The following is a 14,088-nucleotide window of genomic DNA, read 5'->3' on the forward strand; positions in this document are numbered from 1 at the left end:
ATGCGAACACACGGGTAGAACTTCGGCGAATGATTGAATCTGTGGAGGTTATTTCCTCTTGGCGAACAACGCACTGTTGCACACTTGCTCGGGTAGGTTAGAGCAATAAGAACATAAACAAACGTCGGGGTAGAGGGGGACCTGTCATGGGAGCACAAAAATGGAAGTTCTCGGGACAGGATCTTGCTCGTCATCTGCTCAACCCCCGACGGCTACACACAGTGGTCATTACTCAGAGCTTGCGTAAAGACTGTCCAAGTTTCAACGCTGATGAAATAGCCGATGAAGTCCAAGACTGGGCCGAAGTTATAGAAGTTCACTCAGGCCGTGTTACCTATGAACTACGTGATCATCTTCCCAAAGGCTGGGATGTTTTTGGGACCGCGGCCCGTGTCTATCCAATTGGCATGACCAATGATGGGTTTGCGCCGAGTAAACCGCATATTGTTCGCCCTGGGGAGCACATCGGACATCTCACTGATGAAGTAATCGACGAAGTTCTGTTTCTTCCCAATCCGCGAACACTTGTGGTTCCTACTGCCCCTATCCCTGGCCCTGGCAGACGTGCCGCCGACCCGGTGCGCACCATCGCCCCACCGGGAATGGTGCCGAACGCCTCTGGCGCTCATACGGCTTTGTTATCGGGGATCGTAACCGAATTTACTAATGGTGGTTTCACCGCAAAGATCGCGCTGGACACTGGGGGGAGCGTGGAACTGAAAAGTGAGGACATCTATGCTGATGCACCACTATCGTGGATATTCGGTTCTAACAGTCGGCTTACCGGTGTATATGATCCGCAAACCCAGCGTTTCTCGCTCCACGATTCACTAACCCATCCTCGTTTGCTGCAACAGTATTCATGGAACCAACTCATCTTGTGTCTGGTGTTGGAAACGGGAGCAGACACGGCCGTTCTCACTCCGATACCTGGTGAAAGAATCACGGTCGCACGGGAAGACGTTTCTTCTAACGAACTCGATGATGTTGATTCATTGTTGGCTCCGGGGCAAGTAGTCGTCGCGCGACTTGTCAATGAAAACGGCCTACGTAAATTGCTGCTTGTCGATGTTGATGATGACGAACCAATAAGTCCTGCTCCGGCCTTAATCCGTGGGGGAACACCCTGGTTGGCTTTGGACCGTGATTTAGTACCGGATCTCACCGATCCCGAACGAACAGCAACGGCCTACGGGTTAACGCGAATACCCACGCCAGATAAGCAACGCGAAGCACTACGTCAGGCGCTCTTGAATATTGATTCGCTGAAATCACAATTGGATACCTTGCGTCGTCAAGAAACGAATAACAATATAGACGAACTTGCTACAGCTCTTGAGCAGGCAACTAGGTATCGCGACGAAGCACATAAGCTGCGTATTTTATTGAAAAACAAATCCGAGGCCCTGAACGAATCGCATAAAGTAGCCCGCAAGAAAGCACGGCTGCAAAACTCCACCAGCGCGTCTGAAATACGTGAAAAATTCAGTACCCCGGAGCTTTCTCTGAGGCATGAGCTCTACATGGAATGGGTCGAACGGATTCCCTCCAATGAAAAGGCCGCCTACCCATGGAATGAAGGAGCTGTGATCTTTGGACCAAAATTTGTTGATTCGTTCTATGCTCATGGGCCGGTACTTCGTGCCAAAGCTCTAAAGGCTTTGATCCAACTTCTGACTGGTCAAGCTGAACGCATGAAAGCACGCGACATTCATCCCAAACGGATAGGCGCTGGAGGGGATAACCCTCAGTTGGTCCGTGAGGACGATGGCGCAACATGTTGGAGGATGAGTGTCGAAAGCGGCGTTGCGGCTGCACGCCGCGTCCACTACTGGAAGCATATGGACGGAAATTTAGAATTACATGAGCTTGTAGCGCACGATACTTTTGATCTTTAGTCCAATTCAATATCTGCCGCGTCTCCGACCCGACTTGGTGTCGGTAACAACGTGGTGTTTCGCAGAAAATGTTGGACAAACGCCCCACGAACACTTAACTCGCTGACCCCGTAAGTATGTGCGATTTCTTCAATGCTCCATCCCGCTATGCGCAGTTCCATCAATGTGGGGTCAGAAGGCATTCCGATAGCCATCGAACACTCCTTTCAATCCAGGTTGTTACGCCTAGTCCAGTACGTGGCACCGACACTTTGGCTTCGGGTAGTTTCCCCATACTTTCGCCTAAGCTGGAAGAGGGGCAACCACGGACCAAAGGATGTACACCATGGCAACTTTCGAATACACCACCAGGCTTTCTTTTGATCGCGAAACGGTCTTTCAATGGTTTGAACGTCCCGGTGCCTTGCCACGGCTCTCCGCACCATTCTTAGGCAGCATTGTGCAGGAACCCACCAATGCACTAAACGTCGGTTCACGAGCAGTACTTGAAGTATCGATGTCAGGAACCTTGGGCCTTGGCCTGGACACCGCAATTGCTGCGGGTGCGAATGCTCTTGGCCTTCCTTCTACGACCCGTGCTCGAATCCCCTGGAAAGCCAAACATATTTCCTTAGATCGGGGACGATCATTCACCGATATTATGGAGTCCGGCCCCATCCGGCGGTGGGAGCACCAACATTTTTTCAGTGACATCATCTGCGATGGACAGCCTGGAACCCTGATGCGTGACGTTGTGGAGTTCGAACTTCCTGGACTCGGGATGTTGCCTTGGCAGAAAGCTAATAAATTAGCAGAAGATGCTTTTGCACGTGAGCTGCTCCAAGTCTTCAAATATCGTGAAAATACCTTGCGAGCAGATCTGGGATTCCACGCCAAGTATCCCGCCAAACCGCTAACTATTGCTGTGGCTGGCGCTTCGGGAATTATTGGAAGCCAATTGTGTGCGCTACTTGCCGGGGGCGGACACCAGATTATTCGGCTGGTCAGGGATCGAAACTTCGCACGTGAGCCCGATCGAATGTACTGGAACCCCGAGAGCGGGGAACTTGATGCCACATCACTTGCCAAAGCCGATGCAGTAATCAATTTGGCTGGGCATACCATTGGCGGACGTTTCAGCGAGGAAAACAAGAGGAAGATCCAAGAATCCCGGATCAGGTCTACGAGATTGCTTGCCGATACTCTGGCTTCGCTCGCCACTGATGGGAAAAAACGAAGTTTCATCAGTGCTTCAGCAATTGGGATTTACGGTGCGAAACCACACCACGGGAATCCCAGCACCGCTCTTGATGAGCTGGCTCCGGTCGGAAATGATTTTTTGGCAACAGTTTGCAGGGACTGGGAAGCCGCTTGTGATCCGGCTCGTGAAGCCGGTGTGCGAGTAGTCACCGTGCGAACCGGGTTGGTACAAACTCCTGAGACGGGGGCCTTGGCTCAACTGCTGCCACTATTTTCGCTTGGACTTGGTGGTCCGCTGGGTCATGGAGGATGGCAGTCTTGGGTGGGGATCGATGACATGGCAGGAATTTATGCGCATGCCCTATTGACCCCGGAACTTGCAGGACCCATCAATGCAGTGGCGCCAAACCCTGTGCAAGCGTGGGAGTATGCCCAGACCTTAGGCAAAGTGCTGCGCAGGCCCGCCAAGATTTCGGTCCCTGCTTTTGGACCACAGCTCATTCTAGGTACTGAAGGTGCCGAAGAATTGGCGTTTGCTTCCCAAAAGGTCTCGAACGCCAAACTCATTGCAAGCGGATATGAGTCTAGGCATTCAAATCTGGAGTCGGCTCTTCGGCACAATTTGGGCAAGTTTTAGCCAACACCGGGAAGCTATCCCAACGATTTGGACGAACGGAAGCCATCGAATGCCAGCACACCGAGTGCCAAGAGAATTGGACCGTAGGTGAATGCATCGTTCAGTTGGAGGTGTTCGCCCATCATGACCGCGGCGACGAGGAGCAACACCGGTTCAACATAGCTCAAGAGCCCAAATACCGAGAGCGAAAGCGATGCCGCTGCACCCAAATACAGGAACATCGCCCCCGCTCCCAGAAGACCGATCGCATAGACAGGCAACATCTGGGCACCGGGTTCATTAGCTCCGGTGAAGATGAAGTAAACGGCAAGTGGAGTCAAAATAGCTATTTCGAGGGTGAATGCCGCGTTCGACTCGAACCGTGCCTTGCGTCTTGCAATGAAGTAGAGCGGGTAGCCAAGACAAATCAATAGGGTTGGCCAAGCCATACCGCCGGCAAAAATGAGTTGGTGGACAACCCCGAGGGCAGCAAGTACAACAGCGATTTTTTGTGCGTGGGAGAGTCGTTCGGCAAAGAAGACGCCTCCTGCAACCACCATGACCAGCGGAAGCAGAAAATAGCCTAGAGATGTTGCTAGTGCATAGCCATTCATGGGGGCATACATGAAAAGCCAAAGTTGTACGCCAACAAGTCCGCTGGCAATAATCCCGTAAAACAATAGTCCTGGCCGCGCTTTGATACGGCTTAGCAGCGAAAGCATTTCGACGCGCTTTGATGGAATGAAGCCGTAAACGGGTAGTAAGACCAAAAGCGTCAGAACTATTCGCCACCCATAGACCTCGTTGGGTCCGGTTCCATTTACGGAACCAGAGATGAGAAAAATTGTTGCAAAAAGTGCAGAGGCAACAATAGAGGCAAGAACGCCACGATTCACTAGCGACGCTCCGTCTCTAAATCCTATAAATGACAATTATCAGTCTACGTCAACGCCGTTGACTAAAGGGTTTTGGTGCTTAATATGCACTGTAACTTTGCAAGAATGCAGGCCGAAAGACAAAAGCTACACGGTGGCGAAAGGCTCTGATCAAGGTAAATGAGCTAGCACGTTAGCTAACTTGGGAAGTCGAGCGCCGTGAAGCGCCGGCAGGAAGCATTGCATTGAGGTTTGCCTCGGCCAGGCCAAAGGATACTGTCATTCCAATCCCGCTGGTGACAGAAACTAAGGTCACTGATTCGGAAATCTCCTTTACGAGTAATGGTGCAACGTCTGATGAAGCGTAGATTCCCTGCCAGCGTTCCGTGAGGGTGAACCGTTCGACATCTAGCACCTTGGCCGCGGCATCAAGCAAGGTGTCGGTAGTCGATTCGCTAAGGAATGGTGGCTGTGTCAGTTCGTAGCTGTGCGAGTCACCGAGCAACATGGTTCCATCCGGACGCTGCGTGAACATGACATTAGCTCCGATATCTAAGAGGTCTGGACGCTGGGATTCCATGTGGATGCGTAGTCGCGGAGCACTTGGCATCCGGGTGAAAGCATCGTATCGAAGCATCGAAGTAGCTGTGAGAACCGCAGGGATAATTGTTGTGCTTTCCGGTGCGGCAGCGGCGGCCATTTGCAGCGAGCAGCGAGTGATCTTATGCTCAAGGGCAACCTCGGGAAAGAGATAGTCAACGTCGTGACCCACGCAGATGAAAACATGATCGGTTTCGTAAATGCCGCGGCTGGTCTTCACACGTGCCCGTCGGGTGGTACCGAAAGTGAAATCTACGGCCGCGGTATTGAAATGTACTTCTGCATTTTCTTGCCTATCCAACCAGCTGGCGAGTGTGCCTACGGTGGTGCGCGGATCAACCCGCAGGTCATCTGCGAGGAATGCGCCGCCACGGATGCCGTCGGTGTTTTCTCGGCCAAGTTTGGCGCGTACTTCCTCGGCATCTAGAACGCGGACCTGGCCAACTGGGCGTGATGCCGAAAATTCGCGCAGGAGCTGTAGTTCAAGTTCCGTGGCCGCAACCACCAGCGCACCAGCTTCTAACGCCCAAAATCCTGCTTTAGAAGCGAAGTCTAGCCAGTGGCGACGACCTGCTTGAGCCAAATCGTAGAGCTCTCCATGTTGGGCCGTGATGCACGCATGACCGAAGTTACGTATTGAGGCACCAATAGCCCGGTGGTCACGTTCAATAACTGTGACGCTGAACCCGGCTTGGTGAGCAATTGCAGCATGGGCTAGACCGATAATTCCTGCCCCAACGACGAGGACATCGGTGCTTGCTAGGACTTCTTCGGTGGGCTTTGAATCTATTTTGGTGTTGTTCACGGCAACGATACTTCTCTAAGGTCTAACGGTATTTCAAGCCAAAAACACACTTGTGTAGACAAGTTCACCAATGGTTCATTTTGACCACCAAACGGCCGTGACTTGTTCATTTGGTGTTCACTAAATTTCCCGTTTTACCCCATTTTCAACTTGTATGCTCAAGTTTGTGCTGCAGATATCGAATGAACCCATGCATCACCAATTGGCCGAACTTTTTAGACAGAACATCGCTTCTGCTACGTGGTCACAAGGTGATTGCCTCCCCAGCGAGGCCGAGTTGGGTGCTGCCCATGGGGTATCCCGTGGGACGGTGCGGCATGCACTTGCATCGTTGCGTCATGAAGGGCTAATCGTGGGTGGTCGTGGCAAACCTCCAACTGTTGCCCGATCCGTTCCATCTCAACCGTTTGCAACTTTCATGTCATTTACTGAATGGGCGCAATCGATCGGAAAAGCTCCGGGACAGCAAACGTATGAGATTGCTCGTCGCAGGGCAAAGTCCGAGACCGCCGCATGCATGGGCCTAGCAGTTGGTGAACCAGTAGTGCAGCTTGTTCGGCTGCGCTTACTCGATGAAGTCCCAGTCATGCTGGAGCGTGGGACTTTTGCGTTTGAGGTTGGCCAATTGCTTTTTGAATTTGATACAGATACTGGATCGATTTTCGGCTACTTCACGGCTCAAGGTATCGAAATAAGTCGGGGAAAACACCTGATCGATGCGGTTTCGGCCGATGAAATCGATGCTTCCTTGCTTGGTATAGAAATCGGTGCTCCTTTATTGCGCGAAAGACGTGTGACATACGGGGGCGAGGGTCAAATTTTGGAATGTTCTGATGACAGATATTTGCCCCAGGCGGCAAATTTTGTGATTGAAAATACGCGGGAAGCTAGGGCCGCGCTGGCGCGCGTCCCACGCAATGCCTAACGGAAAAGAAATGAGAATAAAATTGATTGAACTTGTAGTTTTGGATATGGCGGGAACCACTGTTGACGAGCACGGAGATGTCTATCGTGCTCTCGAGGGCGCGGTCACAGCAACCGGAGCGACTGTTTCGGCCGAGGATCTGCAGACCTGGATGGGCGCGGATAAAACAGAGGCCATTGCGGCGTTGATGGAACTTGGTGGAGTGCAGCCAACCCAACAGGTGGTCGCGGCTCAATTTGACCATTTCCGTGCACTTTTGGCCGCTGCTTACAACGAAAATCCGCCGGTCGCCCTGCCTGGCGTTGAAGAAGCCTTGCGGAAGCTTAAAAATCGTGGAATAAAAGTCGCTTTGACTACTGGATTTTCACGAGACGTAGCAAATCCGATTATTAAAACACTGGGCTGGGGCGTGGGTGAGGGAGAACTTCTTGACGCGGTTGTCACCAGCGATGAGGTTGCTGCTGGGCGTCCAGCGCCGTACATGATTCAGCGAGTCATGGAGCTGACGGCAGTGCATAATGTTCGCAACGTGGTGGCGGGTGGCGATACCGTCGTTGATTTGCAAGCGGGACATAATGCAGGTGTTTTGCCATTGGGTGTACTGACCGGAGCATTGGGGCGTGAACAGTTAGAAGCTTATCCGCATGAGTGGGTTTTGGAAGGTGTGAAGGACCTACCCGGCATCATTGAGTCGTTGCTTGCCAACGCCTAAGTAAACGCTGAAAAGTTACCGTTAGTTTGTCTGGACGACGCTGTTTTGTGGCTTGGAAGAGCCACAAAACAGCGTCGTTGGTGTTTGAAAAGTTTTTTCAAGACTCTGACTAGGCAGTTTGCAGGTTCTCTGACCTGCGGGCTTGACTTCACCCCCGGGTGGTGAAGTACCGTCATTAAGTAACGTTTCTATAACGGCTCGTTTAGAAACTTGGTACACCTACTGCCGGAAATCCTCCGTTGTCCAGCTCGGCAGTAGCCACTCACACGTCGAATGCGACGCCGGACAACGCCGCCACAATGGTCCTGGACGACCTACGCGGGGATGGCACTGGAGAAACATGATCCAGCAAAATACCAAGAAAAAGAACATCCGTCGTGGCGCAGCAGCTATTGCTGCACTAGCCGTGGCGGGAGGCGCGATGGTTATGTCCGTTGCTCCAGCAAACGCCGCAGGCACGGGCACGTGGGATGCCTTGGCTAAATGTGAATCAGGCGGAAACTGGTCCATCAACACAGGAAACGGCTACAAGGGCGGCCTGCAGTTCTCATCCTCCACGTGGAAGGCATACGGCGGTAAGGGAAGCGCCCACAATGCCTCGAAGTCAGAGCAGATTCGTGTTGCAGAAAAGGTCAAGGCAGGACAGGGCTGGGGCGCTTGGCCAGCATGCTCGGCAAAGCTTGGTTTGTCAGGTGGTAAGGGTTCGGTAGCAAAGTCCTACACCGCGGTTCCAACCAAGAAGGTCGCTGCAAAGACTTACAAGTCGGCTCCTGCAAAGACTGCCACCGTCAAGGTGAAGACCCCGAAGAAGACTTATGCGAGCTCAACAAGCACGCTGAAGTCCAGCAGCTCCGCAACGTACAAGACTAAGTCTGTTCCGACCAAGAGCTACGTTTCAAGTGGCAAGCGTGTTGTTGCACCGGTCGCCAAGGCTCCAACCGCCTACGTGAACGTCAACGTCAAGGATTCGGGCAAGAACTACACGGTTCAGGCTGGCGATACCCTGTTCAAGATTGCCCAGTCACAGGGGATCAGCAACTGGCAGGATCTTTTTTCGCTGAACCAGGACGTCGTTCCAAATGCTGATCTGATCTTTGTTGGCCAGTCGTTGGACCTGCCGGCTAAGTAGTTTTACTGACCTTTCGCGGTCTAAGGAGTTTCAAGGCTGTTTGGTGCGTCGCCGTGAGCGAAGCACCAAACAGCTTTCTCTTGCCTTAACCGGGTTTTGACATTGCTACTGGTTTCAGCGCCTCTTTGGGCGAGGTGGACTGGACCCACCGCGCGGAACCATGGAACCCTACACCGTTGGCTGGGACACGCAAGGTCTCATCGCTAGGATTCCGCGGCATCGCATTATTAGTTGTGCATGCTGAGCCTTATATCTGGCGCGCAAAGACCTGGCGATAAATTCCTTAGAGATTCCCAAGATTCGGCCATGTTGCATGGCTGCCTTGTGGGTCAGCTGAGCTGCGTGATTCTGATGATGCGGGAGGCACTTTTCCACCAGCTTCCGAATTAAATCGGAAGCTGGTGCACCTTATATACACCTAGAGGCCCTGGCCGGCCCGCGGAGCCCTCGGAGCAAGCGGCTCTTAAGGGTCTTCCCGTTGGTAGCTTTGGGGGTCGTTCGGTGGGGCTTGATGGTTGGGCTGGTCGTAAGTTGAAAATCCGGATACGGGAAGGGCGCTGTTGCCGACTTTATCTCGGGACACTAGACATTAAAGTATTTGGGCCGGGCACCCCTTATAGGAGGTGCCCGGCCCAAAAGCTGGTGCTACGTGGAGCGCTTAGCGCTGACCTGCCAAGTTGCCTTCAAAGTCGATGGTTGCCATGGCATTTGTATTCACGTTCTCCGATGGACCATTAAGGTAGCGTTCCAAGGAGTCGTCCATGGCGTTGATCCAACGCGTGTGGTGTGGTTTAGCCATAGTTCCGGTGATAACAGACTTGTGGGTCTGATCGCGGTAGCCAAGAATATCTTCGCTCTTGTGACGCATCCAGTCCTTGAACAGGGTGCTTACTGCATCGAGATCGAACTCCGGGTAGTCGGTTGCGTTGATCAGTTCGCGCACATAATCGGTCTGGAAGTCCGCCTCTGCATCATGATCTGTCAGCGCATCCTGGCGTTCTAGCCACGCGGTGATATCTGTTGCACGTTCGGCTTCGTTCGGCAGTTCGATCTTGCCAACCATGACGTCGCGGGCAAACCAAGCCTGAGCGTCGAACATGTTGAAGGTGTAGTACTGGTCCTGAGCGCCCAAATAGAAGAGGTTGGTGTTCTGCTGCCAGACGACGCCCTTGTATAGGTTGCCCGGGTAGAGCACATTGGGGGAGCTGATCGCCATTTCAGATGATAAGAACGGGTACTTGTGAAGGTAGCCGGTGCACATCACTACCGCGTCGAATTCACCTGTAGTTCCATCGGCGAAGTGTGCGGTGGATCCCTCAAAGCGAGTTACCAGCGGACGCTCAACGATGGTTGACGGCCAGTCGAAGCCCATCGGGGAAGTTCGGTAACTCATGGTCACCGAGGCGGCGCCCATTTTGTGAGCCTGCATGCCAATGTCTTCGGCCGAGTATGAGGAGCCAATCATCAGCAGGTTCTTGCCGGCAAAACGTTCTGCACCACGGAAATCGTGAGCGTGCATGACTTCGCCGGGGAAGGTGTTGATTCCCTCGAACTCTGGCGTGTTCGGGATGGAGAAGTGACCCGTGGAAATGACAAGTTTGTCAAAAACGTGAGTTTCGCTCTCGCCGGTCTTGACGTCCTGGCTTGCTACGGTGAATTCCTCGGCAGCGGCATCGTAGTTTACCCAGCGCACCGCTGTGTTGAACTTGATGTATTTGCGCACGTCAGATTTCTCAACGCGACCACTGATGTAGTCAAAAAGAACTTCGCGCGGAGGGAATGAAGAAATAGGGCGGCCGAAGTGCTCATCGAAGGTGTAGTCAGAGAACTCGAGGCATTCTTTCGGACCATTTGACCAAAGGTGACGGTACATCGAAGAGTGCGCGGATTCGCCTGCGCCATCCATGCCGGTGTGCCACGTGTAGTTCCACTGGCCTCCCCAGTCTGACTGCTTTTCAAAACAAGTAATTTCGGGCATCTCTGCACCCAATGCGCGTGCTGCCTCAAATGCTCGCAACTGTGCCATACCGCTCGGGCCCGCACCAATGATTCCGACTCGCATGCTCATGCTTTCTCCTCATTTCTCGGACCGATTAGTTACTCGTGGCTATCAAGTAATTCGAAACCGCGCCATGTGGAAAGCGCAGTCGGAGACGCAACCCGGAATGGGAAGCGCACTGTGCTTCCTCCAACAACCGGTACGGCGTACTTCGCGCCGCTTGGCAAAAAACTCCTAGGCCTCAATCCCTTTGGGGAGAGGCGCCGCAATGATAGAAAGGCCGAAAACAGCGGCCGTAGCGGTTTCGAGCGAGCCGATCTTCGGTCCGATATTGGCGACCGGCTCTCTCCTATAGCAACAGGAACGGGGCCTCAAGTCAAATTTTTTCAGGTAATTCACAGCTTCGGGATCATCAATAAGAGATGTCCCAAATTGTTATAAAACATAACTTTTTCTTGTAAATGCTGGGGTATCAGGGTGCTGTAAACAGGATTTGTCTTCGTCAAGGTAACCTCTGATAGTCAATGCCATTGACATCTTGAGAAATTTAGCTGCCCATAATGTAAATTGCACTAACCTAAATTCTTTTCAAGATCAAGAAAAGCCGAAAGCGCTTTTGTGGGCTCTCGGACTTTGAGCGTGGTGTCATGAATTAAGTAGGGCCCGCAGCCCTACGGAAATATGGATGTTCTCTAGACAACATATTTCCAAGGACTACGAGCCATGTATAACGATACCGGCGCGGTTGATGCTGCGTCGATTCTGCTGAATCTTGATGACCATACGGTGCTCAGCAGTGAGCGTCACGGAGCGACTCGTTCGGTGTTGGTGGAACCGATCAGCCGCGAAGCTGCCTGCCCGGGGTGCGGGGTGCTTTCCCGGCGTATCCAGGCCCGCCCGGTGCACCGAGTCAAAGACCTGGACACCGGCGGCAAAGACCTGGTCCTGTGGGTAAAGAAACGCAGATTGGTGTGCCTCGAAGAAGCGTGCGCGAAGAAAACCTTCGTCCAGGTCACCGCGCAGATCCCCTGACGCTCACGCCTGACCACCCGGCTCGTGGGAAAAATCGTTGAAGACTGCGTCAACGAGATCCGCACCATCACCGGCATTGCCCAAGCCAACCAGGTCGCCTGGCCCACCGTGCTGCGCAAGGCCTTCGCCACCGAACATATCCTGCTCGATGTTGACCAATGCTTGGTGCGCCGTCTCGGGATCGACGAGCACCGCTTCCGCAGGATCCGCTACGTGCTGGGACCCACCGGGAAGAACATCCGCCTCGAGCCCTGGTCGATCGTCTTCACGGACCTAGAAACCGGCAGGATCCTTGATGTCATTGACGGACGCCGCGGCACCGCCGTCACGACCTGGATGGCTCAACGCCCAGAAAAATGGAAGCGAAACATTGAATATGTTTCGTTTCGATTTGTCCGCCGAGTTCCGTAAGGCTATCCATGAGTCTTTGCCGGAGGCGAAGATTTCGGTGGATTGTTTTCATATCGTCCAACGCGCTCACCAGATGATCACCGCGGTGCGGCAACGCCGCGCCCACGACCTGCACGGACGTCGCGGACGGAACACCGACCCTGCCTACAAATACCGCAAACTTTTGACCTGCAACCTCGAGAACCTCTTTCGTAAAGCAAACAGGACGCCTCAAAGAAATCCTTGAATCAGATACCGAACTCGCGATCGTCTATGCCATCAAAGAACACGTGCGGGACCTGCTGAAAACCAACACACCGGAAGCCTTCGCCACCGGCTGGGACAAGCTGCAAACCTCGGTGAAAGCCTCCGGCATGGACGAAGCCAAATCCTTGCTACGGACTTTCACTGCATGGAAGAAAGAACTCGAAACCTACTGCCTCACCCGACTGACCAACGCCCGCAGCGAGGCCGCAAACCTGACAGCCAAGAACTTCAAACGAATGGGACGCGGATACATCAACCACGAGAACTACAGACTACGGATATTATTATTTTCGGCACGCGACCTCAGACCGTGCTGAACATCCGGTCACCACGCCCAAAGTCGAAGAGCCCTTTTGTGGCAGCTTCCGATACGAGTATGCTCCAGAGAAGTCAGAAGGATGGGGCCACACGCCACCGGTAGATCACAGACACTTGAGGTGTGATCAACTATCACTAAAAAGTGATGACCTTTGCTCTCGAAGATGAGAGGATATGTATTAGGGCTTGTGGCCTGCGAGAATCAACAATGCTCGGCTTCGTGTCCGAATAGTTGGGGCTCTGACTGGTACTAAGCAAAACACATATGCACGACTCGTGATGGCCCCCGCGTTGGCGGGGAACCAAATATCGAATCGTTGTGTTGTTGGTCAGCGCTGGCGATGAATTTCACCATGATTTTCGGATAGATGGCGCTAAGACTCCATCAATCCGGCAGAACCTAACGATGAAACCATGCGAAGGGTCAATCGGTTGGGGAACAAAGGTCGGTGAACCATTCCACTGCGGGTGGGGTTCACCGACCTGATTTGTTGAGCGCCGGTCTGATTTCAAGATGCCGATCGGACAAACGCTAAAGCGGCCTCGGCATGACTCGCCTGAATACGTAAAAAGAGTTCCGCACTATGATGCCCTGGCCAGCTGGTAGGCAAAAAGTATGACGGTAATCCAGGGTCGAGATACGGAATCTGTCGCCATGAGTCGACGGCTCCTATATAGAGTACAAAGCTCTGAGCAAGTGTTGGTGCGGCCGGTTGCTCAACCACGTTATTGAGGCGGATAAAGGAGTTGTGAAGATCGGCAAGCGTATCTAAGCTCCACCAAGTACTCGCCACATCAAGTGGGGATCCAGTAGTTTCGGGTGCTGAAGCAATGAATACCGTTGCGTGATCATGCAATTCTAGCGCTTGCAGTATTTCCCAGACTTCGTCCCGAAGGTAAGCGGGAAAAATCCAAAGCCCAGGGGAAACTAAACCGCCGCCAATTCCCGAAAGATGACGACGAAGTTGATGGCGTCGTTCCCGCTGAGATTCGGGAATTGAATAAGAAAGCAAACACCACTGATCTGTATCGCTCATGGATCGTGGATTGAAAATGCGTCGATCCCCCCTGGCGAGCATATGCTTGCCAGGAGGAGTCAAACCAAAACCCGAAGACCCTTGCAATAGTTGTGGCTCAAGGATCCCCTTCTTTTTTAGACGGCTGAGTGCTGTGCGCGTTACTTGTGCGCTGAAACCCAGTGTGTCCATTAATGACACAAGGTGGGCGGTAGATATCCAGTCACCAAGTTCTCGAATGTAGAGCCCGACGATGGTACGCACCATGGAAGTGGTGCTTCCTGGGCGAGCATCGAGGTCTTCAAGGGTAGAGGTCATAGAAGAAGG

10 protein-coding genes and 1 pseudogene are annotated in these 14,088 nt (G+C 52.9%); 6 read left to right on the top strand and 5 right to left on the bottom strand.

From position 1 onward, the window contains the following. Positions 1-146: 146 nt before the first annotated feature. Entirely contained in the window at positions 147-1,898 is a 1,752-nt protein-coding gene (locus CQ018_RS13120; protein WP_105550459.1) for a hypothetical protein, read from the top strand. On the opposite strand, the gene CQ018_RS13125 is transcribed toward CQ018_RS13120, so the two are convergent. Further along, a complete protein-coding gene (locus CQ018_RS13125) occupies positions 1,895-2,092 on the bottom strand; it encodes a hypothetical protein (protein WP_105550460.1) in 198 nt (65 codons plus the stop codon). The two genes, CQ018_RS13120 and CQ018_RS13125, sit on opposite strands and share 4 nt — an antisense overlap. 131 nt (positions 2,093-2,223) lie before the next feature. Between CQ018_RS13125 and CQ018_RS13130 the strand changes: the two genes are divergently transcribed. Next, entirely contained in the window at positions 2,224-3,714 is a 1,491-nt protein-coding gene (locus CQ018_RS13130; RefSeq protein WP_181149881.1) for a TIGR01777 family oxidoreductase, read from the top strand. 14 nt (positions 3,715-3,728) lie between these two features. Here the strand turns inward: CQ018_RS13130 and rarD are convergent, their stop codons facing one another. Both rarD and CQ018_RS13140 read right to left on the bottom strand, forming a co-directional pair. Continuing rightward, positions 3,729-4,589 (bottom strand): EamA family transporter RarD, encoded by an 861-nt coding sequence (rarD, locus tag CQ018_RS13135; protein WP_181149882.1) that lies wholly within the window; start codon positions 4,587-4,589, stop codon positions 3,729-3,731. A 172-nt stretch (positions 4,590-4,761) separates the two neighbouring features. Next, a complete protein-coding gene (locus CQ018_RS13140; protein ID WP_105550463.1) occupies positions 4,762-5,973 on the bottom strand; it encodes a TIGR03364 family FAD-dependent oxidoreductase in 1,212 nt (403 codons plus the stop codon). Between the two features lie 190 nt (positions 5,974-6,163). Here CQ018_RS13140 and CQ018_RS13145 point away from each other — a divergent pair, with 190 nt between their 5' ends. The 3 genes from CQ018_RS13145 (at position 6,164) to CQ018_RS20720 (ending at position 8,739) form a co-directional block, all read left to right on the top strand. After that, positions 6,164-6,898 (top strand): GntR family transcriptional regulator, encoded by a 735-nt coding sequence (locus CQ018_RS13145; RefSeq protein WP_258142606.1) that lies wholly within the window; start codon positions 6,164-6,166, stop codon positions 6,896-6,898. A 10-nt stretch (positions 6,899-6,908) separates the two neighbouring features. Next, positions 6,909-7,610 (top strand): phosphonatase-like hydrolase, encoded by a 702-nt coding sequence (locus tag CQ018_RS13150; RefSeq protein WP_258142607.1) that lies wholly within the window; start codon positions 6,909-6,911, stop codon positions 7,608-7,610. A 340-nt stretch (positions 7,611-7,950) separates the two neighbouring features. After that, a complete protein-coding gene (locus tag CQ018_RS20720; RefSeq protein ID WP_105550465.1) occupies positions 7,951-8,739 on the top strand; it encodes a transglycosylase family protein in 789 nt (262 codons plus the stop codon). Between the two features lie 658 nt (positions 8,740-9,397). On the opposite strand, the gene CQ018_RS13160 is transcribed toward CQ018_RS20720, so the two are convergent. Further along, positions 9,398-10,807, bottom strand: a complete 1,410-nt coding sequence (locus CQ018_RS13160) for an NAD(P)-binding domain-containing protein (RefSeq protein WP_105550466.1) — start codon at positions 10,805-10,807, stop codon at positions 9,398-9,400. Between the two features lie 654 nt (positions 10,808-11,461). Here CQ018_RS13160 and CQ018_RS13165 point away from each other — a divergent pair. Further along, a pseudogene (locus CQ018_RS13165) lies at positions 11,462-12,744 on the top strand (ISL3 family transposase). Positions 12,745-13,254: 510 nt separating this feature from the next. On the opposite strand, the gene CQ018_RS13170 reads toward CQ018_RS13165, so the two are convergent. Then, positions 13,255-14,079 carry a PaaX family transcriptional regulator C-terminal domain-containing protein gene (locus CQ018_RS13170; RefSeq protein WP_181149884.1) on the bottom strand — a complete coding sequence of 275 codons (825 nt, stop codon included), beginning with the start codon at positions 14,077-14,079 and terminating at the stop codon, positions 13,255-13,257. Between the last annotated feature and the right edge of the window lie 9 nt (positions 14,080-14,088).

The organism is Arthrobacter sp. MYb227, assembly GCF_002975435.1.
In the GTDB taxonomy this organism is placed as follows: Bacteria; Actinomycetota; Actinomycetes; order Actinomycetales; family Micrococcaceae; genus Paeniglutamicibacter.